Source organism: Schumannella sp. 10F1B-5-1, assembly GCF_006517535.1.
GTDB lineage: Bacteria > Actinomycetota > Actinomycetes > Actinomycetales > Microbacteriaceae > Schumannella.
Genome location: NZ_VHQH01000001.1, coordinates 15,781 through 37,104, shown reverse-complemented (window position 1 = coordinate 37,104; position 21,324 = coordinate 15,781). Strand labels below are relative to the sequence as shown.

Here is a 21,324-nt window from a genome sequence, read left to right as displayed (position 1 = left end):
AGTCGCGGCGTCGGCGCCGCGCATCCGGTCAGTCGCGGGGCAGGCCGAGCGCTTCGCCCGGGTGCTCGTGGATCAGGTAGGCGTCGAGGGTCGCGGCGCGGTGGCGGCGCGCGGCCGTGTCGATGTCGAGCAGCGAGGCGCGCTGCTCGATGAGCTGCAGGATCTGCTCGTGCTCGCGCACCGACTCGTGGGCGCGGCCGGGAACGAAGCTGAAGGTCGAGTCGCGCAGGTGCCCGAGGCGGGCCCACTCGGCCTCGACGAGCTCGAGCATGCGCGGGTTGGCGGTCTTGGCGAACAGCGTCGAGTGGAACTGCTGGTTCAGCCGCGTGAACGCGCGCGGGTCGAAGTGGTCGAGCGTGGCGATCATCTGCGCGTTGATCTCCCGGGCGTGGGCGATGTCGTCGGCGGTGAGGGCGCGCGAGGCGAGTGCGGTGGCGCCGCCCTCGAGGATGCTCAGCGCCTGCATGCTGTGGCGGTACTGCGTGTCGTCGACCATCGAGACGCGCGCGCCGACGTTGCGCTCGAAGGTCACGAGACCCTCGGCTTCGAGCTGCCGGATCGCCTCGCGCACGGGCACGACGCTCATGTCGAGCTCGGTCGCGATCGTGCCGAGCACGAGCCGGTAGCCGGGGGTGAACTCCTGCGAGGCGATGCGCTCCTTGACCCAGTGGTAGGCGCGCTGCGACTTGCTCAGGGTGACCTCGGCGGGGGTGGTGTCGGGGCGGCTCATCGGCTCGCCTCGTACTTCGCGCGCCACTCGGTGTTCATCGGGAACAGCCCGTCGAGGGGATGCCCGGCCTCGACCTGCTCGGCGACCCAGGCGTCCTCGTCCTCCTGCGCGCGGGCCGCCTCGGCAACCTCGCGCACGAGCGCGGCCGGAACGACGAGCACGCCGTCGGCGTCGCCGACGATGACGTCGCCGGGCTGCACCGTGGTGCCGCCGCAGGCGATCGTGCCGCCGACCTCCCAGGGCACGTGCTTGCGGCCGAGCACGGCGGGGTGGCCGCCGCGGGCGAAGACGGGCAGGTCGACGGCGGCGACGGCGTCGATGTCGCGCACCCCGCCGTCGGTCACGACGCCGGCGGCGCCGCGGGCGTGCGCGCGCAGGGCGAGCACGTCGCCGAGGGTGCCCGAGCCGCTCTCGCCGCGGGCCTCGATCACGATGACCTCGCCGGGGCGCACGGCGTCGAAGGCCTGCTTCTGCGCGTTCTGCCCGCCGCCGTGGCTCGCGAACAGGTCTTCGCGCAGCGGCACGAAGCGCAGCGTGGTCGCGACGCCGACGAGCTTCTGGCCGGGGCGGGTGGGGCGCACGCCCTCGATCGTGACGTTGTCGAGTCCGCGCTTGCGCAGCTGGCCCGAGAGCGCGGCGGTCGGCACGGACTCGAGCAGGGCGCGCAGCTCGGGGGCGAGGGACGGGGGAGCGTCCAGCGCGCGGGCTTCAGCAGTGGAGGCGGTCCCCTCGGCCTCTTCGACCGGCGGCAGCCCCGCGGCCTCCCGCGATCCCCACGCCTCGCTGCGTTGCCGGTCGTCGACGGCCGGCAGCGAGCCGAGGCTCGCGTCGAACGGGACCTCGCCCTGCGTCACGGTGGTGACGAGACGACCCGTGGTCGGCGCTCCGGGGGCGGTGGGCGCATCCACCTCGACGGCGACGACCTGGCCGGGCTGCACGACCGAGGAGCCGGCCGGAGTGCCGGTCAGGATGACGTCGCCGGGCTCGAGCACGAGGTGCTGCGACAGGTCGGCGACGATCTGCGCGAGCGGGAAGATCAGCTCGGCCGTCGTGTCGTCTTGCACCAGTGCGTCGTCGACCCAGGTGCGCACGCGCAGGGCGGCCGGGTCGAGGCCGGCGGCCGGGATGCGCGACGGGCCGAGCGGGGTGAAGCCCGGTCCGCCCTTCGAGCGCAGGTTCGAGCCGGAGTCGTTGGCGCGCAGGTCGTAGAGGCCGAAGTCGTTGGCGGCGGTGACGGCGGCGACGTGGGTCCAGGCGTCGGCGGCGGTGACGCGGTGCGCCGGGGCGCCGATCACGAGCGCGACCTCGCCCTCGAAGGCGAGCAGCTCGGTGCCGAGGGGGCGCTCGATCGTGCCGCCCGAGGCCTGCACCGAGCTCGACGGCTTGACGAAGTAGGAGGGGGCGGCGGGGTGGCGGCCGCGCTGGGCGGCGCGCGAGGCGTAGGAGAGGTGCACGGCGATCACGGTGCCGGGGCGGCCGGGAAGGGCGGCGTAGCGCGGATCGGCGGCGCTGCTCGGATCGATGCTCATGAGCTCCCTCGCTCTTGTGTCGTATTCGAAATCGTATATGATCCGAATGCGGCCGGGCAACACCCTGCATCACCACCCCAGAACCACCCCACCGGACAGCACCCCGGAACGGGCCGCATCCATGACAGCGACGTCACGAGAGGGACCCGACGATGAGCACCCCCGATTCGAGCAGCCTGACGCCCACGGGCACGATCGCCTTCACGAGCGATCGCCGCCGCGTGGTCTTCGCGACCGTGGTCGGCACCACGGTCGAGTGGTACGACTTCTTCATCTACGCCTCGGCGGCCGGACTCGTGTTCGGCCAGCTGTTCTTCGGCCCCGCCGGTCCCGGCGTCGCCACCCTGCTGTCGTTCCTGACGGTCGGCATCAGCTTCCTGTTCCGTCCGCTCGGCGCATTCCTCGCCGGCCACTTCGGCGACAAGCACGGCCGCCGCGTCGTGCTCATGGTCACGCTCATCCTCATGGGCCTCGCGACCGCGCTCGTCGGACTGCTGCCGACCTACGACGCGATCGGGATCGGCGCGCCGCTGCTGCTGATCTTCCTGCGCATCGTGCAGGGCATCTCGGCCGGCGGCGAGTGGGGCGGCGCCGTGCTGATGGCCGTCGAGCACGCCCCCAAGGCCAAGCGCGGACTCTTCGGCGCCTCGCCCCAGATCGGCGTGCCGCTCGGCCTGCTGCTCGCCTCGGGCACCATGGCGCTCATGTCGGTCATCGCGCCCGGCGACGCCTTCCTGGTGTGGGGCTGGCGGGTGCCGTTCCTGCTGTCGGTCGTGCTCATCCTGATCGGCTACTACGTGCGCCGCCGCGTCGAGGAGAGCCCCGTGTTCGCGGAGATCGCCGAGCGCAAGGAGCAGACGCGCATGCCGATCGTGCAGCTGTTCCGCAAGCACATCGTGCTCGTGATCGTCGCCGCGTTCGTCTTCGCCGGCAACAACGCCGTCGGCTACATGACCACCGGCGGCTACATCCAGAACTACGCCACGAACCCGGATGGCCCGCTCGGCTTCGAGCGCGGACCGGTGCTGTGGGCGGTCGCCGGCTCGGCCGTGACCTGGCTGCTGTCGACCTGGTTCGCCGGGTGGATCAGCGACCGCATCGGCCGCCGCACGACCTACATCGCCGGCTGGATCCTGCAGCTCGTGGGCGTCTTCGCGCTGTTCCCGCTCGTCAACAGCGGCAGCATCGGCCTGCTCACGGTCGGTCTCGTGCTGCTGACGCTCGGCCTCGGCCTCACCTACGGACCGCAGGCGGCGCTCTACTCCGAGCTGTTCCCCGCGTCGATCCGCTTCTCGGGCGTCTCGATCTCCTACGCGATCGGCGCGATCCTCGGTGGCGCCTTCGCCCCCACCATCGCGACGGCGCTCGTGCAGGCGACCGGCACGACCGTCTCGGTCACGGTCTACCTGGCCGGCATGACCGTGCTCGGCCTCCTCGCGACCCTCCTGCTGCGCGACCGCAGCGGCATCCCGCTCGGCCCCGACCACGAGGCCGAGCAGGCGGTGTCGCCGCTCTACGGAGCGCGAGGCTGACATGCAGTTCCACCACCACGGCTACGTGTCCGGCGACCCGCGCGTGCAGGCCGTTGCCGGAACCGGCGTCGACCGCCCCGACGAGCTGCCCGACGAGGTCGACGTGCTCATCGTCGGCACCGGGCCGGCGGGCATGATCACGGCGGCGCAGCTCGCGCAGTTCCCCGGCATCACGACGCGCATCGTCGAGCGGCGCGGCGGCCGCCTCGCGATCGGGCAGGCCGACGGCATCCAGGCGCGCAGCGTCGAGACCTTCCAGGCCTTCGGCTTCGCCGAGCGCATCACGGCCGAGGCGTATCGCATCACCGAGATGGCGTTCTGGAAGCCCGACCCCGCCGACCCGACGCGCATCGTGCGCACCGCGCGTCCGCTCGACGACGAGATCGGCGTGAGCGAGTTCCCGCACCTCATCGTCAACCAGGCGCGGGTGCTCGACTACTTCGCCGAGGTCATGGCGCAGGCGCCCACGCGCTCGCGGCCCGACTACGGGTGGGAGTTCGACGGGCTCGAGATCGCCGCGGTCGACGGCGCCGCGGCCGGCGGTGACGGGGATGCGGGCCCCTCGCATCCCGTGACCGTCACGCTCATCGGCACGGCCGGACCGCAGGAGGGCACGACCCGCACGGTGCGCGCACGCTACGTGGTCGGGGCCGACGGGGCGCGCTCGAAGGTGCGCGAGTCGATCGGCGCCGTCATGGCCGGCGACCGCGCCAACCACGCCTGGGGCGTGATGGACACCCTCGCCGTCACCGACTTCCCCGACATCCGCACCAAGTGCGCGATCCAGTCGACCGACGGCGGCAGCATCCTGCTCATCCCGCGCGAGGGCGGGCACCTGTTCCGCATGTACGTCGACCTCGGCGAGGTCGCTCCCGGCGGCGGCGCGGCCGTGCGGCAGACCTCGCTCGACGAGATCATCGCCCGCGCGAACCAGATCCTGGCGCCCTACGCGCTCGACGTGAAAGATGTGCCCTGGCACAGCGTCTACGAGGTGGGGCACCGCGTGACCGACCGCTTCGACGACGTGCCGGTCGACGAGATCGGCACGCGTACGCCGCGGGTGTTCATCCTGGGCGACGCCTGCCACATCCACAGCGCGAAGGCCGGGCAGGGCATGAACGTGTCGATGCAGGACGGCTTCAACCTGGCCTGGAAGCTCGGACACGTGCTCGAGGGCCGCAGCCCCGAGGCGCTGCTGTCGACCTACTCGGCCGAGCGGCAGGTCGTGGCGCAGAACCTGATCGACTTCGACCGCGAGTGGTCATCGATGATGGCGAAGCGGCCCGAGGAGTTCGCCGACCCGGCCGAGCTCGAGCGCTTCTACGTCTCGACGGCCGAGTTCCCGGCCGGGTTCATGACCGAGTACGCGCCGTCGCTCGTCGTCGGCTCGGCCGAGCACCAGCGGCGCGCGACGGGGTTCCCGCTCGGCAAGCGGTTCCGCTCGGCGCGGGTCGCGCGCGTCTGCGACGGCAACGCGATCCACCTCGGGCACCACGCGACGGCCGACGGGCGGTGGCGGGTGTACGTGTTCGCGGATGCGGATGCGGATGCGGATGCGGATGCGGGTGCGGCCGGTGCGGGTGCGGATGCGGCGGGCGGCGCGGGTGCGGACGGCGCCGGGGTCGCGCATCCCGGGCTCGACGCGCTCGCCGACTGGCTCGCGACCTCGCCGGCGTCGCCGCTGGCCGCGACCCCCGCCGGGCTCGACCCCGACGCCTGGTTCGACGTGAAGGTGATCTACCCCGAGGCGCACCCCGCGATCGAGATGCCGGACGCGCCCGACGTGTTCCGTCCGCGGGTGGGACCCTTCGGGCTCATCGACGACGAGAAGGTGTTCGCGACCCTGCCGGGCGAGAGCATCTTCGCCGAGCGCGGCATCGACGCCGGCGGCGCCGTGGTCGTCGTGCGCCCCGACCAGTACGTGGCGGCCGTGCTGCCGCTCGACGCGACCGACGAGCTGGCCGCGTTCTTCGCGCCGCTGCTCGCGTCGGCGCATCCCGTCGGCTGACGCGTCGGCGCATCGCGTCGGATGCGGCGCGCGCCGGCGGGATGCGCGCCGGCGGGATGCGCGTCAGCTGTTCACGCGGATGATCTCGCGCTGATACGGCGCGACCACGGTCGGCGAGACCTTGAGGTCGAGCAGCAGGAACGGCCGCTCGGTCGGGGGCGTCGCCGCCCAGCGCTCGAGCGCCGCCAGGTCGTCGAGGGTGCGCACGGTCACGCCCTCGGCGCCGACCGCGCGGGCGAGCCCGGCGAAGTCGACGTCGGGGATGCGCATGGGCGCCTCGGCCAGACCCTGCAGGCCGTAGAGGTTGACCTCGGCGCCGTAGGCCGCGTCGTTCCAGACGACGGCGAGGCCGCGCCCGCCGGCGACCCGCACGGCCGACTCGAGGTCGGCGATCGCCATGAGTCCGCCGCCGTCGCCGCTGGTCAGCACGATCGTCGAGTCGGGCTTCGCCAGCGCCGCGCCCGGAACGGAGGGGAAGCCGAAGCCGATCGACTGGTAGGCGGTGCCGACCATGAGCATCCGGTCGGGCGAGGCGACCGGCCAGTACATGTTCGCCCAGCCGATGAAGTGCCCGCCGTCGGAGACGACGACGCGATCCTCGGGCAGCAGCTCGGCGATCCGGGTGGCGACCGTGCGGGGGTCGAGGCGGCCGTCGGCGGCCGTGCCCTCGCCGGGGTGCTGCTCGCGCACCCCGGTCAGGTCGAGGCTCTCGCGCCAGCCCGAGGGGCGCGCATCCACGTCGGTCAGCGCGTCGGCGAGCGCCTCGGCGGCGAGCCGCGCGTCGGCCCGGATGAACCCGCCCACGTGCGGGTGGGTCGCCGCGGGCGCGACGTCGAGCTGCACGACGCGGGCGCCGGGCGCGAAGAGCTCGCCGAAGCGCATCGTGAACTGGTTCAGCGAGGCGCCGAACACGACCGCGACGTCGGCCTCGCGCACGAGCGCCATCGCCCGGTCGGCGCCGAATCCGCCGGTCACGCCGAGGTCGAACTCGCTGCGCGGGAAGACGCCGCGGCCCAGGGCCGTGGATGCGGTGAGCGCGCCGGTCGCGTCGGCGAGACGGCCGAGCGCCGCGCCCGCGCCCGAGATCCAGGCACCGCGGCCGGCCAGCAGCAGCGGTCGCTCGGCCGTCGCGAGGGCGCGCGCGAGCTCGCGCAGCGCCGCGGCCCCGAACTCGCCCGCCGGGGCGAGCGGCGCCGGAACGACCGGATCGAGCGTGTCGGCGATCGGGCCGGCGTCGCGGCGCGCGACGTCGTAGGGGATCGCCAGCACGGTCGGCACCCGGTACGACAGCGCGTGCTCGATCGCGATCGCCGTGGTCGCGGCGGCGTCGGCGCGTCCGACCGTGTAGGTGCGGGCGCCGACCGCCGAGGCGAGGGCGATCTGGTCGACGTCCCACGGGCGCGGCCCCGACGTCGGCTCGTCGCCGACCACGAGCACCATCGGCACGTGCGCCTGCACGGCCTCGGCCAGCGCGGTCAGCGTGTTCGTGAAGCCGGCGCCGTAGGTCGCCGTCGCCGCCGCGAGGCCGCCGCCCGCGCGGTGGAAGGCGTCGGCCGCGACGACGCCGCCGGCCTCGTGGCGCACCGCGGTGAAGTGGATCTCGCCGGAGCGCTCCACGGCATCCAGGAAGTGCGCGTTGCCGTTGCCCATCACGCCGAAGACGTGGTGGATGCGGCGAGCCAGGGTGGCGGCGACGTGGGCGGAGACAGAGGGCATGGTCATCCTTCGAGACGACGGACAGAGATTCCGTATGTGTCTCGCGTGCCCCTTTTTCGAGCACCGGCCGCTCGCGGCGCCGGGGCGCCGGCGTGCCGGACCCGCCCAGCTTACGAGCGGTCGGGCTCGGCCGCCAGGGTCGGCCGGGAGCCGCGCCCCGCGGCTCGGCGCGCGTCGTTCCGAGGGTGGCCAGGAATGCTCGCGCGGCACGGCGCGTCGCGTGCATTCGTGGCCAGCCACGAGGCGTGCTGCTTCGTGGGTGGCCAGCAATGCTCGCCTAGCACGGTGCGTCGCGTGCATTCGTGGCCACCCTCGAGGAGCGCCGTCGATTCGTGCCGAATGGTCGCTGTAACGGCGTCATTCCGACCATCTCGCACGAATCGACGGGGTGTCGCGTCGCCGTCAGCGCCCGCCGGGACCGACCGTCTCGAACGCCTCGCGGATCAGGTCGCGGATGCGGTCGTCGAACTGGTCGAGCTCGCGCAGCGAGTAGCGGTGCATCGTGATCGCCTTCGTCGTCGCGAACGCCGTGCGCGGCTTCGGGTCGTGCACCTCGCGGCGCAGCTCGATGCCGAGCTCGAGGTAGTGGCTCTTGATGTACGCCGAGGCGAAGGAGCGCGCGCGGGCGAACGTGATGTCGGCCGTGTGGATGCGCTCCTCCAGCTCGCCGCCGTCACTCCCGCCGCCTCCGCTGCCGAGCGACCGGCAGAAGTCGCGGAACGCGGTGAGCTTCGCGAGGTCGTCGTCATCGAGTCCGCGGGTCAGGTCGGCCCACGTCCCGTCGGCCATCAGGTCCTCCGTCGGCGTGCGGCTCGTGCGGCGGCGGGTGGAGGCGCGACGAGCGCCGCGCATCCACCCGCCCTCGTGCTCAGGGCAGGATGTGCCCGGCCGCCGTGAAGAGGCGGTACCACTCCTCGCGGCTCAGCTCGACGCCGCCGCCCGCGGCCGAGTCGATCACGCGCTGCGGGTTCGTGGTGCCGAGCACGGTCTGGATGCCGGCCGGGTGGCGGCTGATCCACGCGACGGCCACGCCGGTCGGGGTGATGCCGTGCGCGGCGGCGATCTCGTCGAGCGCGTCGTTCAGCTCGGGGTAGTCGTCGCGGTCGCCGACGAAGACGCCGTCGAAGAAGCCCTTCTGGAACGGCGACCACGCCTGCAGGGTGATGTCGTTGAGGCGGGCGTAGTCGAGCATCCCGTTGTCGCGGTCGATCGACTGGTCGAGCTTCACCATGTTCGCGGCGATGCCCGACGCGATGATCGGCGCGTGCGTGATGCTCAGCTGCACCTGGTTGTAGTCGAGCGAGACGTTCAGCGAGCGCTTCAGCACCTCGATCTGCAACGGCGTGTGGTTCGAGACGCCGAAGCTGCGCACCTTGCCGGCGGCCTTCAGCTCGTCGAAGGCGGCGGCGACCTCGTCGGGCTCGACGAGGGTGTCGGGGCGGTGCAGCAGCAGCGTGTCGAGGTAGTCGGTGCGCAGCGCCGCGAGCGACTCGTCGACCGTGCGCAGGATGTGCTCGCGCGAGAAGTCGAACATGCCGGGCCGGATGCCGACCTTGCTCTGGATGATCACCGACTCCCGCTCGGCCGGGCTGATCGCGCCGGCCTCGCCGAAGCGCTCCTCGCAGCGGTGGCGCTCGCCGCCGTAGATGTCCGCGTGGTCGAAGGTGTTGATCCCGTGGTCGATGGCGGTGCGCACCAGGGTGCGGATCTGCTCGTCATCGAGGTCGGCGATGCGCATCAGCCCGAGGATCACCGTCGAGGCGGGCTGTGCGAGGTTCGGGAGGTCGAGGGTCTTCATGCGCCCATCCTGGCGGGTTGATGCGCGCCACGGGCAGAGCTCGGAGGGGCCCGTCAGGTGGTGGGGCGTGGCGCCCGTTCGCGTGCGCGGAACCCGAGAGCCTCGGAGAGTTCGCGTGCGGTGTCGATGAGAGTGCGCAGCTGGGGCGAACCGGGCTCGGCGGGCAGTGTGTGCACGGTGCCGATGATCCCCATCGTGGCGACGATCATCCCCTGGCGGTCGAATATCGGAGCGGCGACCGCCCGGGCGCCGAGATTGACTGTGTCGCTGATCGCCAGGCCGGTCTTGCGCGCGCTGTCGATCCGCTCCCGGATTCGACCGGCCTGCACCTCGCCCAGCTGGTCGAGCACCTCGTCGGCGAGGTTGCCCCGATCGGCGCGGAACGCGGAGAACACGGCAGATTGGGCTGCGTCGAAATTGAGGCTCTGCCCGACGCGGATGCCGATCGTCAGCGTGCGTGTGCTGGGCGTGTGGCTCCGCACGACGACGGGACTGCGTCCGCCCCACACGGCGAGAACGCTCGTCTCGGCCGCCGTATCCGCGAGGTGGCGCAGATACGGGTCCGCGATCTCGACGACATCGAGCCCGTTGATCGCCAAGGTGCCGAGCTGCGACGCGAACGGCCCCAGGCGGTAGTCGTGAGTGCCATCGCGCTCGAGCAGTCCGGCGGACACCATCGACGAGAGATACCGGTGGATCGTCGTGCGGCTGAGGCCGAGCTCTGCGGTCACGTCGGAGATGCGCACCGATCGTCGGCGCCCCGAGAACAGGCGCAGGATCTGCACGCAGCGGGCAATGACCTGGATGTCGCCAGCGGCGACATCGGGGGATGCGGGAGGCATCGTCGTCTCCTTCAATCAGACCTCATCGTGGGGCGTTGCGCCTCATACTGTCCGTATCGCAGGACAGGGAGCAACTTCTCGCCGCGTGCCGCCGCTTTTTTGTCCCGTAATGAGGAATCGCGTACCGCGAAGTGGTAGCAATGACCCGTCAACGATGATGGGAGTTCCACCGAATGGCAGCGATCACGGACATCCTCTGGGGGTCGGTCGACCTCCACGTCCACTCCGGACCCAGCCCCTTCCCCCGCCGCTTCAGCCACGTCGAGGCGGCGCGCGACGCGGAGAGACTCGGGATGCGGGCCATCCTGATCAAGTCCCATCACCACAACACGGTGATGGATCTGCTCGCCATGCAGCCGCAGTTCGAGGGCATCGGAACCAAGGCCTTTGGCGGGATCGCGCTGAACAACCAGGTCGGCGGCATCAATCCCTACGCCGTCGAGATGTCGCTGCGCATGGGCGGCAAGGCCGTCTGGCTGCCGACGTTCTCGTCGGCGCAGCACATTGCCGCGCACCCCGAGGGCGGCGGGTTCCCGACCGCATCGGTCGAGCTGAGCAACACTGAGGTCTCGGTGCACGGCGCCGACGGCGCCCTGCTGCCCGAGATGACCCGCGTCGTCGACCTCGTCGCCGAGAGCGGTGCTCTGCTCTCGGGCGGCCACCTGGACGGCCCGACGATCGAGGAGGCCTTCACTCTCGCCAAGGAGCGCGGGGTCGAGCGGATGATCGTCGCGCACCCGAACTTCGTCATCGACGCCGACTACGCCCAGGCGCAGCGGCTCGTCGACCTCGGCGCCTACGTCGAGCACGAGGTGTCGATGTACGACCCCGAGGGGACCAAGAAGTGGGACCCGAAGATCCTGCTCGACTGGATCGAGACGATCGGACCCGAGCACACCACTCTGGCCTCCGACCTCGGCCAGCCGAACCGGCCGCTGCCGGTCGACGCCTTCATCCGCGTCGGCGAGATCCTGCTCGACCTCGGTGTCAGCGAACGCGACCTGCAGCGCATGACCCGCGACAACCCCGGCTACCTGCTCGGCCTCGACGACTGAGCGCGGTGCCGACCGGGCTCGAGCCGGCCGGCACCCATCCGCAACGCCCATCCACCTCGACGGAGAGGACCGCATGTTCACCGCATCTGACCCGCGTTCGACGCTCGCCGCGTCCACCACGGCCACCCCCGACAAGGACGCCCCGATCGCGGCGGTCGAGTTCGCCGACTTCGCCGGAACGGCACCGCAGATCATCGACGGCGAGACCCGCACCTGGGTCAGCCGCGCCCAGAACGTCGTCCTCGCGTGGGTCACGGCGCCGCTCGGCGCCGTCCTGAACGTCGACGAGCCCGAGGAGCACCTCGTTCTGCTGCCCCACGCCGACTCGGCCGTCACCGTGCGCGCCGACGGCACGAGCGTCGAGCTGACCGGGCAGGGTCTCGTGGTCGTGCCGCCCGGGCCCGCCGAGATCGAGGTCCGCGGCGACGGCGAGCTCGTACGTCTCGTGCACCCCGACGGCTCGGCGCTCACCGCGCAGGCCGCCAACGCCGAGTCCTACCGTGAGCCGCACCCGCGGGTCGCGATCGTCGAGGCCTGGCCGGAGCCGGCCGACGGCGCGCGGCTGCGTGTCTATCCCGTCGGTCAGCTCGAGCGCGACCCCGACCGCTTCGGGCGCATCCTGCGCACCCGTCGCTTCATGGTCAACTTCCTGTTCCCCCACGAGGGGCCGCGCGACGCCGAGAAGCTGTCGCCGCACTTCCACGACGACTTCGAGCAGGTCTCCCTGGCGGTGTCGGGCGAGTTCGTCCACCACATCCGCACCCCGTGGACGACGAAGCGCTCGCAGTGGGTCGACGATGTGCACCATGCCATCGGCAGCCCCTCGGTCGCGATCATCCCGCCGCCCACCGACCACACCAGCGAGGCGGTCGGCCCCGGCACGAATCAGCTGATCGACATCTTCGCCCCGCCGCGCGTCGACTTCTCGCAGAAGCCCGGCTGGGTGCTCAACGCCGACACCTATCCGATGCCGTCATGAGCGCCGATACCGCCGCGCTGCTCGACGGGCCCAGCCTCGGCGTCTGGGTCAAGCTGCCGACCATCGCGAGCATCGAGATCCTCGCCCACGCGGGCGCCGACTTCGTCGTCATCGACCTCGAGCACACCCTGCTCTCGCTCGAGACGGCGGCCGGCATGATCGCCCTCGCCGACGCGGCCGGTGTCGCACCGCTGGTGCGGGTGCCCGACAGCGCGCCCGCGACCATCCAGCGAGTTCTGGATGCGGGCGCTGCGGGCGTGCTCGTGCCCCACGTCGACTCCGTCGAGGACGCCCGTGCCGCGGTGCGGGCGTGTCGGTTCCCGCCGAAGGGAAGCCGCGGTGCCGGGTCCACCGGCTCGGCGGGCCGCTGGGGCACCCTGCGGCGTGCCGACTATCTGCGCTTCGGCAACGAGCAGGTCTTGTGCATCCCGCAGCTGGAGAGCGGCGCCGCCATCGCCGCAGCCGGCGAGATCGCCGCGGTCGACGGTGTCGACGCCGTGTTCCTCGGTGCGGCGGATCTCACTCTCGACGTCGGCCCGGAAGCCGACGTCCCCGCACTGCTGGCGTCCGCGCGCGCCGCGGCGCTCGCCGCCGGCACGCCCGTCGGCTCAGCCGGCGCGAGCGCCATGTCGGCACACCAGGCGTTCGATGCCGGCGACGCGTTCTTCGTCGCCGGCAACGACGCGTCGCTGCTCGCCACCGCCTCGATCGAGCTCATCGCCGCGGCGCGACCCGCCACCCGCTGATCGTCCTCCGCACCACCCGCCCACCACATCCGAAATCCGACCGACCAGGAGAATCTCATGACCGCCGTCCCGACAGAGTCGTCGTGGCGCACGCAGCGCCGTCGCCTTCTTCCCGCCGCCACGATCGGCACCGTGCTCGAGTGGTACGACATGTTCGTCTACGCGCAGGCCGCGTCGCTCATCTTCGCCAAGCTGTTCTTCCCCGACATCGACCCGGTGCTCGGCACCCTCGCGTCGCTCGCCACCTTCGGCGTCGGCTACGTCGCCCGCCCGCTCGGCGCTATCGTGTTCGGCTACGTCGGCGACCGCTTCGGACGCAAAGTCGCGCTGAGCGCCACCCTCATCCTCATGGGCGTCGCGACCACGCTCATCGGCGTGCTGCCGACCTACGCGACCGCGGGACTCGTCGCGCCGATCCTGCTCGTGATCCTGCGCCTCGCCCAGGGCCTCGGCTCGGGCGCGGAGTACTCCGGGTCGTTCGTGATGATCGCCGAGATCACCCCGCCGAAGAGCCGCGGATTCTGGACGGCCGTACCCGGCACCGGCGTCTACGGCGGCATCGTCCTGGCCACCCTGGTCGGTCTGACCGTGTTCCGCCTTCCCGACGACCAGCTCTACAGCTGGGGATGGCGCCTGCCGTTCCTCGTGAGCTTCGTGCTCATCGTGATCGGCATCATCATGCGGCTCCGCATCACCGAGTCGCCGGTCTTCAAGCAGTTCCAGGAGCGCAAGGCACGCCACACCGTGCCGGCCCTCGCCGTGCTGAAGAAGTCGCCCCTCACCCTGGTGCTCGCGATCTTCCTCACCGCCCCGATCGCGTTCAACGCCTACATGTCGAGCACCTACGCCCTCAACTACGGCGTCGAGCACGGCGTCAGCACCACCGGCGTGCTCATCGGTGCACTGCTCGGCGCCATGGCGGCCCTCGTCTGCACGCTCATCGCAGGCAAGCTCTCCGACCGTTTCGGACGCCGAGCCGTCTTCATCACCATGACTGCCATCGGCGCCGTCGGCACGCTGCCGTACTTCCTGCTGCTCGGCGCCGGCAGCGACGGCTCCTACTGGATCGCGCAGGCATTCATCATGGCGCCGTTCACCCAGGCGCTCACGGGGGCCCAGGCCGCCTTCCTCGCCGAGCTGTTCAAGCCGGAGTTCCGCTACACCGGAGTGGCGATGTCGCGGGAGTTCTGCACCGCGATCTTCACGTCGATCGCCCCGATCGCCGGACTGGCGCTCGTGACCGCGAACGGCGGCCAGCCCTGGCTGCTCGCCGGCGTCATGAGCGTCGTCAGCCTGCTCGGTCTGATCGCGGCGGTCCTGCTGCCCGAGACGCGCGGCGTCGACATGACCGAGGGCGCGGCCACGCAGACCTCGATCCAGGCCGACAGCAACGACCCCGACGTCGTCAGCGGCGACGCGGACGCGGCGGCCGCCGAGGCAACTGCAGAGGAGAAGCGATGACCGACGCATCCACCGTCATCGGCGCCGGCACCGGCCTGCCCGACTACGACAGCCTCCTCACCCGAACCGACGGACCAGCAGGGACGAGCTGGGGACTCTGGGGCGCCGACGACGAGCTCGGCACGGTGAACCTGCTCACGCCCGAACGCATCGTCGCGGCCGCCGCGCTGGTGCGCACCGGCAAGCGCTTCAGCCTCGACCATGCCGTCAACGCCTTCGAGCCCTTCCCGAGCGGGACCCGACACGCGGCCGAGCACCACATGTTCGCCAACAACCCGTGGCACCGCGACGAGTACGTCGACTCGTACTACCCGCAGTCGTCGTCGCAGATCGACGCCCTGCGCCACGTGGGCGACCCGGCGTTCGGCTTCTACGGCGGGCGCACGCGAGAGCAGATCACCGACCAGACGACGACGCTCGGCGTGCAGAACTACGCCGACGCGGGCCTCGTCGGCCGCGGTGTGCTGCTCGACGTCGACCGGCATCTCGCGGCGGCGGGACGTCCGCTCGGCGTCAACGACCCCACCGCCTTCGACGCCGAGCTGCTCGACGAGGTCGCCGCAGCCCAGGGCGTCGAGGTGAAGGCGGGCGACCTCCTGCTGGTGCGCACGGGATGGGCGGGGCGCTACCTCGCGCTCACCGACCCCGAGCGGCGCGAGCTCAACAAGGGCCGCTCGACCCCGGGCCTCGCGCAGAAGGAGTCGGTCGTGCGCTGGCTATGGGATCACGGCGTCGCCCTCGTGGCCGCCGACAACACCGGCGTCGAGCGCTACCCCGCGCAGGACTCCGACTTCTACGATCCGAGCCTGCCGCCGCCCGAGCGCGGACCGAACCACAACGGCATGATCCACCGACCGCTGCTGGCCCGCCTCGGCATGGCGTTCGGCGAGCTGTGGGCCCTCGACGAGCTCGCCGCCGACTGCGCTGCCGACGGCGTCTACGAGTTCCTGCTCGTCGCCTCGCCGCTGCCGTTCGCCGGGGCAGCCGGATCCCCGGCGAACGCCACCGCGATCAAGTGAGAGCGGCGGGCGGGCTCCGGCCCGCCCGCCGATTCCCACGCCGACGACACGCACGACCAGAGGAGCACCCCCATGCCGCAGACCGTCCGCGGAATCATCGCCCGCACGAAGGGCGAGCCCGCCACTCTCGAGACCATCGTCATCCCCGATCCCGGACCCGGCGACGCGATCGTGCGCATCCAGGCGTGCGGCGTCTGCCACTCCGACCTGCACTTCCGCAACGGCGGGATCGCGGGCGAATTCCCGTTCCTGCTCGGGCACGAGGCCGCCGGCATCGTCGAGCAGGTCGGCGAGGGCGTGACCGAGGTGCAGCCCGGAGACTACGTCGTGCTCAACTGGCGAGCCGTCTGCAGCGAGTGCCGCAACTGCCGGCGAGGCCGACCGGAATACTGCACGAACACCCGCACCGCCAGCCGGAAGATGACGCTCGAGGACGGCACCGAGCTGTCGACGGCGATGGGCATCGGCGCGTTCAGCGACAAGACACTGGTGGCCGCGGGGCAGTGCACGAAGGTGGATGCGCGCATCCGCCCGCAGGCGGCCGGCCTGCTCGGCTGCGGAGTGATGACCGGACTGGGCGCCGCGATCAACACGGGTCGTGTCAGCCGGGGCGACTCCGTCGCGGTGATCGGGTGCGGCGGCGTGGGAGACGCCGCCATCGCCGGCGCCCGCCTGGCCGGTGCGACGACCATCATCGGCGTCGACACCGACGCGAAGAAGCTCGACTGGGCTCGCGACTTCGGCGCGACCCACACCGTCGACGCCACGAAGGAGGACGTCGTGGCCGCGATCCGCACCGCGACCGACGGCGTCGGCGCCGACGTCGTGATCGACGCCGTCGGCCGAGCCGAGACCTGGGAGCAGGCCTTCCGCTCACGCGACCAGGGCGGCACGGTCGTGCTCGTCGGCGTTCCGGCGCCGGGGGTCATGGCGCCCGAGATCCCGCTCGTCGACTACTTCAAGGGCGATGGCTCGCTCACCTCCTCGCGGTACGGCCAGTGCCTGCCGAGCCGCGACTTCCCGATGCTCGTCGACCTGCATCTTCAGGGCCGTCTCCCGCTCGACGCCTTCGTGAGCGAGGAGATCGGACTCGACGACGTCGAGGCCGCCTTCGATCGGATGCGAGCGGGCGAGGTCGTGCGATCGGTGGTCGTGCTGTGAGCGGCGCCCGCGTCGCGGCGCCGCTCGCGCATCCCGAGGCCCTCTTCATCGACGGCGAATGGCGTGTGCCCTCGACGGACTCCACCATCGCGGTCGAGGACGCGACGACCGAGGAGGTGTTCCTGCGCGTCGCGGAGGCGCGCGAGGCCGACGTGGATGCGGCGATCGCCGCCGCCCGCACCGCGTTCGATCTCGGGCCCTGGCCGCGGCTGACCCACGCCGAGCGCGCGGGATACCTCCAGGCGATCGCCGACGCGCTCGAGGCGCGGCTCGCCGATGCGGCGGGCCTCTGGGTGCGCGAGTCGGGGATCGTGCACGCCGCCGCGCAGGCGAGCGTCGCACGGGTGCCGCAGACCTTCGCCCGGCACGCGCGCCTCGCCGACGACTATCCCTTCGAGGAGCGACACGCGCCCACCGCGGGAGGGGAGTACGGGCTCCTGGTGCGCGAGCCGGTCGGCGTCGTCGCCGCGATCGTGCCGTGGAACGTGCCGCTCGGCCTGGCCGCGCACAAGATCGCGCCGGCGCTGCTGGCGGGATGCGCGATCGTGCTCAAGGCCTCGCCGGAAGCGCCCGGAAGCGCCTATCTGCTCGCCGAGATCGCGGAGCAGGTCGGGCTCCCCGCCGGCGTGCTCAACGTGGTGACCGCCGATCGGGAGGTGTCGGAGCGGCTCGTGCGCGACCCCCGCGTCGACAAGATCGCCTTCACCGGATCGACGGCGGCGGGGCGCCGCATCGCCGCCATCGCCGGCGACCGCATCGCGCGCTACACGCTCGAGCTCGGTGGCAAATCGGCGGCCGTCATCCTCGACGACTTCGACCTCGGCCAGGCGGCGAAGACCCTCGCCGGCGCCGAGTGCTTCCTCAGCGGCCAGGTGTGCTCGTCGATCACCCGCATCGTGGTCGACCGAGCCCGGCATGACGACTTCGTCGACGCGCTCGCGGCCGAGTTCGCCGCCGTTCGCGTCGGCGACCCCTTCGCCGACGGGGTGGGAATGGGACCGCTCGCGATCGAGCGTCAGCGCGACCGCGTGCTCGACCTGGTCGCGCAGGCGAAAGCCGAGGGCTCGCGTCTCGCGACCGGCGGCGGCGTGCCCGAGGGGCTGGAGCGCGGCTGGTTCGTCGAGCCGACCGTGTTCGCCGGCGTCGACAGCCAGGCCACGATCGCCCGCGAGGAGGTCTTCGGTCCCGTGCTCACCGTGCTGCCGGCCGACGGCGAAGACGATGCCGTGCGCATCGCGAACGACTCCATCTACGGCCTCAACGCGTCCGTGTTCACGAATGACGCCGACCGCGCGCTCGCGGTCGCACGGCGGCTGCGCTCGGGCACGGTCGGCCACAACGCCTACCGCACCGACTACGGCATCGCCTTCGGCGGCGTGAAGCAGTCGGGAGTCGGCCGGGAGGGCGGTCGCGAGGGCATCGCCGCCTACCTCGAGACCAAGACGATCATCCTGGATGCGGTGCCGATGCGGTCCGACAGCGCGAGCGACGTCGAGGGCGCCGCATGAGCGAGGCGTATCTCCTCGACGCCGTTCGCACCCCCTTCGGTCGCTACGGCGGAGCCCTCGCCGGGGTGCGTCCCGACGATCTCGCCGCGACCGTGGTGCGCGCTGTCGTCGACCGCAGCGCCGACCTCGATCCCGTCGACATCGACGACGTCGTGCTCGGCGACGCCAACGGCGCAGGCGAGGACAACCGCGACGTCGCGCGGATGGCGGTGCTGCTCGCCGGGCTGCCCACGACCGTGCCGGGCACGACCGTCAATCGCCTGTGCGGCTCCAGCCTGCAGGCCGCGATCGACGCCTCCCGCGCGATCGAGACCTGCGACGCCGAGCTGATCATCGCGGGCGGCGTCGAGTCGATGAGCCGTGCACCGTGGGTGCTGCCGAAGCCGACGCGCGCGTTCCCCGCCGGCGACCTGCCCGCCGCATCCACGACCCTCGGCTGGCGGCTGGTGAATCCGCGAATGCCCGCCGAATGGACGGTGTCGCTCGGCGAGTGCAACGAGCAGCTCGCCGCCGAGCGCGGCATCGATCGCGAGCGGCAGGATGCGTTCGCCCTCGAATCCCACCGCCGTGCCGCCGCCGCCTGGGATGCGGGACGCTTCAGCGACGGGGTGACCCCGGTGCCGGGCATCGACCTCGACCGTGACGAGAGCATCCGGCCCGACACGAGCGCCGACCGGCTCGCCGCGTTAGCGCCCGCGTTCCGCCCCGATGGCACCATCACCGCCGGCAACGCCTCTCCCCTCAGCGACGGCGCCGCCGCGCTGCTGCTCGGCTCGGCGTCGGCCGCCGCGTCGCTCGGCCGGACGCCGCTCGCCCGCATCGCGGGGCGTGGTGTCAGCGCTCTCGATCCCACCAGGTTCGGCTTCGCACCGGTCGACGCGGCCGATCGGGCGCTGGCTCGGGCGGGCATCCGCTGGAGCGATGTCGGCGCGGTCGAGCTCAACGAGGCCTTCGCCGCGCAGAGCCTCGCCTGCATCGACGCCTGGGGCATCGATCCGGGCATCGTCAACGCCTGGGGCGGAGCGATCGCGATCGGGCATCCGCTCGGCGCCTCCGGAGCCCGCGTGATCGGCACCCTCGCCGCCCGGATGCGCGCCGAGCGCGTGCGCTGGGGCGTCGCCGCGATCTGCATCGGCGTCGGACAGGGCCTCGCGCTCGTGCTCGAGAACGTCGCCGTCGCCGAGGAGGTCGCGGCATGAGCCGCATCGTCGCGAACCCCGACGAGGCCGTCGCCGACATCGTCGACGGCGCGACCGTGCTGATCGGCGGCTTCGGCACCGCCGGCATGCCCTACGCCCTGATCGAGGCGCTGCTGCGTCAGGGCGCCACCGACCTCACCGTCGTCAACAACAACGCCGGCAACGGCGACACCGGCCTGGCCGCACTGCTCGCCGCCGGACGCGTCCGCCGCATCGTGTGCTCCTTCCCCCGACAGACCGACTCCTACGTCTTCGATGAGCTCTACCGCAGCGGGCGCATCGAGCTCGAGGTGGTGCCGCAGGGCAACCTCGCCGAGCGGCTGCGCGCCGCGGGAGCGGGCATCGGGGCGTTCTTCACCCCCACCGGCGCCGGCACGCTGCTGGCCGAGGGCAAAGAGCAGCGTGAGTTCGACGGGCGTCTGCAGGTGCTCGAGCGGCCCATCCACGGCGACGTCGCCCTCATCGCGGCCCGCACCGCCGACGAGGCCGGGAACCTCGTGTACCGCAAGACCGCCCGCAACTTCGGGCCCGTCATGGCGACCGCCGCCCGTCGCACCATCGTGCAGGTGGATGCGGTGGTGCCGGTCGGTGCGCTCGACCCCGAGGCCATCGTCACCCCCGGCATCTACGTCGATCGTGTCGTCGCCACCCACGACGAGGACCCCGCATGACCATCGAGCACCCCGACGCCGCCCCGCTGGACCGCACCGCGCTCGCGGCGGTCGTCGCCCGCAGCATCCCGACCGGCGCCTACGTCAACCTCGGCATCGGGCAGCCGACGCTCGTCGCCGACCATCTCACGCCGGATCAGCGGGTGACCCTGCACACCGAGAACGGGATGCTCGGCATGGGCCGGGCGGCCGTGGGAGACGAGATCGACAGCGACCTCATCAACGCGGGCAAGATCCCCGTGACCGAACTCCCCGGCGCCGCGTACTTCCACCACGCCGACTCCTTCGCGATGATGCGCGGCGGACACCTCGATGTCTGCGTGCTCGGCGCGTTCCAGGTCTCGGTCGGCGGCGACCTCGCCAACTGGCACACCGGTGAACCGGATGCGATCCCGGCCGTCGGCGGGGCGATGGACCTCGCGATCGGAGCGAAGCAGGTGTTCGTGATGATGAACCTGCTCACCCGCGACGGCGCACCGAAGCTGGTGCCGACCTGCAGCTATCCGCTCACCGGTCTGGGATGCGTGACTCGCGTGTTCACCGAACAGGCCGTGTTCGATCTGCGCGGCGGCGAAGCGGTGGTGCTCGAGACCTGGGGGACGACGGTGGATGCGCTGCGCGAGCTGCTCGACATCCCGGTGCGCGCCAAGGAGGTGCGGGCGTGAGCGCGCCCGCCGCCGGCCACGTCGCGCTGGATCCGGCGGACTTCGACAGCGTCGCGATCTACAAGCTGATGACCGGCATCGTCGTACCGCGCCCAATCGCCTGGATCAGCACGGTCGGCGCCGGCCCGGCCGAGCGCGGCGACGCGCGCGACGAGGGCGGCGCCGACCGCGCGGGCCTCGTGAACCTGGCCCCGTTCAGCGCCTTCACGATGGTCGCCAACGACCCGCCGATGGTCGGCATCAACATCGGACTGCGACGTGGCGCCGCCAAGGACACCGGCCGCAACATCGACGAGACCGGCGAGTTCGTGGTCAACATCGCCGACTGGGCGCTGCGCGATCGCGTGCACGAGAGCGCCCGCGAGTTCGCCTACGACGAAGACGAGACGCGCATCCTCGGCCTCGCCACCGTGCCGAGCGACCTGGTCGCGCCGCCGCGACTCGAGCAGGCGCCGATCAGCCTCGAGTGCCGCCTGTCACGACGCATCGAGTTCGGTCGAGCCGGGGCCCAGTTCACGGTCGGCGAGGTCGTGCGATTCCACGTGCGCGACGGCCTGCTGCGCGACGGTAAGATCGACACGGTCGAGCTCGACCCGCTGCTGCGGCTCGGCGGCCCGAATTACGCGCGTCTCGGCGACGTGGATCGACTCGCGCCCCTCACCGTGAGCGTGTCGACCCGCGCGGAGCGCGCCGATGCGAACTGAC

19 protein-coding genes are annotated in these 21,324 nt (G+C 72.1%); 13 read left to right on the top strand and 6 right to left on the bottom strand.

All coding sequences use genetic code 11. The annotated features are described in order from the left end of the window. Positions 1 to 28: 28 nt before the first annotated feature. Complete coding sequence (locus FJ658_RS00150) at positions 29 to 730, bottom strand: GntR family transcriptional regulator (RefSeq protein ID WP_141143359.1); 702 nt, start codon at positions 728 to 730, stop codon at positions 29 to 31. Next, on the bottom strand, positions 727 to 2,259 hold the full coding sequence (locus FJ658_RS00145) for a fumarylacetoacetate hydrolase family protein (RefSeq protein WP_141143358.1): 1,533 nt from the start codon (positions 2,257 to 2,259) through the stop codon (positions 727 to 729). Before FJ658_RS00145 ends, FJ658_RS00150 begins: the two co-directional genes overlap by 4 nt. Before the next feature lie 152 nt (positions 2,260 to 2,411). Here FJ658_RS00145 and FJ658_RS00140 point away from each other — a divergent pair, with 152 nt between their 5' ends. Together FJ658_RS00140 and FJ658_RS00135 are read left to right on the top strand one after the other, a co-directional pair. Beyond that, entirely contained in the window at positions 2,412 to 3,791 is a 1,380-nt protein-coding gene (locus tag FJ658_RS00140; RefSeq protein ID WP_141143357.1) for an MFS transporter, read from the top strand. 1 nt (position 3,792) lies between these two features. Next, the gene (locus FJ658_RS00135; RefSeq protein WP_141143356.1) at positions 3,793 to 5,799 is read left to right on the top strand and encodes an FAD-binding monooxygenase; all 2,007 of its coding nucleotides are present in this window, start codon (positions 3,793 to 3,795) and stop codon (positions 5,797 to 5,799) included. Between the two features lie 63 nt (positions 5,800 to 5,862). Here FJ658_RS00135 and FJ658_RS00130 read toward each other — a convergent pair whose 3' ends face one another. The 4 genes from FJ658_RS00130 to FJ658_RS00115 form a co-directional block, all read right to left on the bottom strand. After that, positions 5,863 to 7,515 (bottom strand): thiamine pyrophosphate-binding protein, encoded by a 1,653-nt coding sequence (locus FJ658_RS00130; protein ID WP_141143355.1) that lies wholly within the window; start codon positions 7,513 to 7,515, stop codon positions 5,863 to 5,865. 402 nt (positions 7,516 to 7,917) lie between these two features. Then, positions 7,918 to 8,304 (bottom strand): DUF5655 domain-containing protein, encoded by a 387-nt coding sequence (locus tag FJ658_RS00125; protein WP_141143354.1) that lies wholly within the window; start codon positions 8,302 to 8,304, stop codon positions 7,918 to 7,920. A 79-nt stretch (positions 8,305 to 8,383) separates the two neighbouring features. Then, a complete protein-coding gene (locus FJ658_RS00120; protein ID WP_141143353.1) occupies positions 8,384 to 9,313 on the bottom strand; it encodes an aldo/keto reductase family oxidoreductase in 930 nt (309 codons plus the stop codon). Positions 9,314 to 9,366: 53 nt separating this feature from the next. Continuing rightward, on the bottom strand, positions 9,367 to 10,155 hold the full coding sequence (locus FJ658_RS00115; RefSeq protein WP_141143352.1) for an IclR family transcriptional regulator: 789 nt from the start codon (positions 10,153 to 10,155) through the stop codon (positions 9,367 to 9,369). A 173-nt stretch (positions 10,156 to 10,328) separates the two neighbouring features. On the opposite strand from FJ658_RS00115, the gene FJ658_RS00110 reads away from it, so the two are divergent. The 11 genes from FJ658_RS00110 to FJ658_RS00060 all read left to right on the top strand — a co-directional run bounded on the left by FJ658_RS00110 (position 10,329) and on the right by FJ658_RS00060 (position 21,323). Then, positions 10,329 to 11,210, top strand: coding sequence for a DUF6282 family protein (locus FJ658_RS00110; protein ID WP_141143351.1), 882 nt, complete (start codon positions 10,329 to 10,331; stop codon positions 11,208 to 11,210). Positions 11,211 to 11,283: 73 nt separating this feature from the next. Continuing rightward, positions 11,284 to 12,189: a hypothetical protein gene (locus tag FJ658_RS00105; protein ID WP_141143350.1), complete on the top strand. Its 906-nt coding sequence runs from the start codon at positions 11,284 to 11,286 to the stop codon at positions 12,187 to 12,189. Next, positions 12,186 to 12,935, top strand: coding sequence for an HpcH/HpaI aldolase/citrate lyase family protein (locus FJ658_RS00100; protein ID WP_141143349.1), 750 nt, complete (start codon positions 12,186 to 12,188; stop codon positions 12,933 to 12,935). The genes FJ658_RS00105 and FJ658_RS00100 overlap by 4 nt, the downstream gene beginning before the upstream one ends. A 57-nt stretch (positions 12,936 to 12,992) precedes the next feature. Further along, entirely contained in the window at positions 12,993 to 14,396 is a 1,404-nt protein-coding gene (locus tag FJ658_RS00095) for an MFS transporter (protein WP_141143348.1), read from the top strand. After that, positions 14,393 to 15,415: a cyclase family protein gene (locus FJ658_RS00090; protein ID WP_141143347.1), complete on the top strand. Its 1,023-nt coding sequence runs from the start codon at positions 14,393 to 14,395 to the stop codon at positions 15,413 to 15,415. The genes FJ658_RS00095 and FJ658_RS00090 overlap by 4 nt, the downstream gene beginning before the upstream one ends. Before the next feature lie 72 nt (positions 15,416 to 15,487). After that, the gene (locus FJ658_RS00085) at positions 15,488 to 16,576 is read left to right on the top strand and encodes an S-(hydroxymethyl)mycothiol dehydrogenase (protein ID WP_141143346.1); all 1,089 of its coding nucleotides are present in this window, start codon (positions 15,488 to 15,490) and stop codon (positions 16,574 to 16,576) included. Next, on the top strand, positions 16,573 to 18,084 hold the full coding sequence (locus FJ658_RS00080) for an aldehyde dehydrogenase (protein WP_141143345.1): 1,512 nt from the start codon (positions 16,573 to 16,575) through the stop codon (positions 18,082 to 18,084). Before FJ658_RS00085 ends, FJ658_RS00080 begins: the two co-directional genes overlap by 4 nt. Next, a complete protein-coding gene (locus FJ658_RS00075; protein ID WP_141143344.1) occupies positions 18,081 to 19,283 on the top strand; it encodes a thiolase family protein in 1,203 nt (400 codons plus the stop codon). Before FJ658_RS00080 ends, FJ658_RS00075 begins: the two co-directional genes overlap by 4 nt. After that, entirely contained in the window at positions 19,280 to 19,954 is a 675-nt protein-coding gene (locus tag FJ658_RS00070) for a 3-oxoacid CoA-transferase subunit A (protein ID WP_141143343.1), read from the top strand. The genes FJ658_RS00075 and FJ658_RS00070 overlap by 4 nt, the downstream gene beginning before the upstream one ends. Next, positions 19,951 to 20,619 carry a 3-oxoacid CoA-transferase subunit B gene (locus FJ658_RS00065; RefSeq protein ID WP_141143342.1) on the top strand — a complete coding sequence of 223 codons (669 nt, stop codon included), beginning with the start codon at positions 19,951 to 19,953 and terminating at the stop codon, positions 20,617 to 20,619. The genes FJ658_RS00070 and FJ658_RS00065 overlap by 4 nt, the downstream gene beginning before the upstream one ends. Further along, on the top strand, positions 20,616 to 21,323 hold the full coding sequence (locus FJ658_RS00060; protein ID WP_219995672.1) for a flavin reductase family protein: 708 nt from the start codon (positions 20,616 to 20,618) through the stop codon (positions 21,321 to 21,323). The genes FJ658_RS00065 and FJ658_RS00060 overlap by 4 nt, the downstream gene beginning before the upstream one ends. The last annotated feature ends 1 nt before the right edge of the window (position 21,324 follow it).

Bases quoted from the DNA above. Each gene is read 5' to 3' on its own strand.
- FJ658_RS00140 (WP_141143357.1), top strand. From the start codon at position 2,412: ATGAGCACCCCCGATTCGAGCAGCCTGACGCCCACGGGCACGATCGCC.
- FJ658_RS00125 (WP_141143354.1), bottom strand. From the start codon at position 8,304: ATGGCCGACGGGACGTGGGCCGACCTGACCCGCGGACTCGATGACGAC.
- FJ658_RS00135 (WP_141143356.1), top strand. From the start codon at position 3,793: ATGCAGTTCCACCACCACGGCTACGTGTCCGGCGACCCGCGCGTGCAG.
- FJ658_RS00115 (WP_141143352.1), bottom strand. From the start codon at position 10,155: ATGCCTCCCGCATCCCCCGATGTCGCCGCTGGCGACATCCAGGTCATT.
- FJ658_RS00090 (WP_141143347.1), top strand. From the start codon at position 14,393: ATGACCGACGCATCCACCGTCATCGGCGCCGGCACCGGCCTGCCCGAC.
- FJ658_RS00100 (WP_141143349.1), top strand. From the start codon at position 12,186: ATGAGCGCCGATACCGCCGCGCTGCTCGACGGGCCCAGCCTCGGCGTC.
- FJ658_RS00105 (WP_141143350.1), top strand. From the start codon at position 11,284: ATGTTCACCGCATCTGACCCGCGTTCGACGCTCGCCGCGTCCACCACG.
- FJ658_RS00085 (WP_141143346.1), top strand. From the start codon at position 15,488: ATGCCGCAGACCGTCCGCGGAATCATCGCCCGCACGAAGGGCGAGCCC.
- FJ658_RS00095 (WP_141143348.1), top strand. From the start codon at position 12,993: ATGACCGCCGTCCCGACAGAGTCGTCGTGGCGCACGCAGCGCCGTCGC.
- FJ658_RS00110 (WP_141143351.1), top strand. From the start codon at position 10,329: ATGGCAGCGATCACGGACATCCTCTGGGGGTCGGTCGACCTCCACGTC.
- FJ658_RS00120 (WP_141143353.1), bottom strand. From the start codon at position 9,313: ATGAAGACCCTCGACCTCCCGAACCTCGCACAGCCCGCCTCGACGGTG.
- FJ658_RS00075 (WP_141143344.1), top strand. From the start codon at position 18,081: ATGAGCGAGGCGTATCTCCTCGACGCCGTTCGCACCCCCTTCGGTCGC.
- FJ658_RS00070 (WP_141143343.1), top strand. From the start codon at position 19,280: ATGAGCCGCATCGTCGCGAACCCCGACGAGGCCGTCGCCGACATCGTC.
- FJ658_RS00150 (WP_141143359.1), bottom strand. From the start codon at position 730: ATGAGCCGCCCCGACACCACCCCCGCCGAGGTCACCCTGAGCAAGTCG.
- FJ658_RS00130 (WP_141143355.1), bottom strand. From the start codon at position 7,515: ATGCCCTCTGTCTCCGCCCACGTCGCCGCCACCCTGGCTCGCCGCATC.
- FJ658_RS00145 (WP_141143358.1), bottom strand. From the start codon at position 2,259: ATGAGCATCGATCCGAGCAGCGCCGCCGATCCGCGCTACGCCGCCCTT.
- FJ658_RS00065 (WP_141143342.1), top strand. From the start codon at position 19,951: ATGACCATCGAGCACCCCGACGCCGCCCCGCTGGACCGCACCGCGCTC.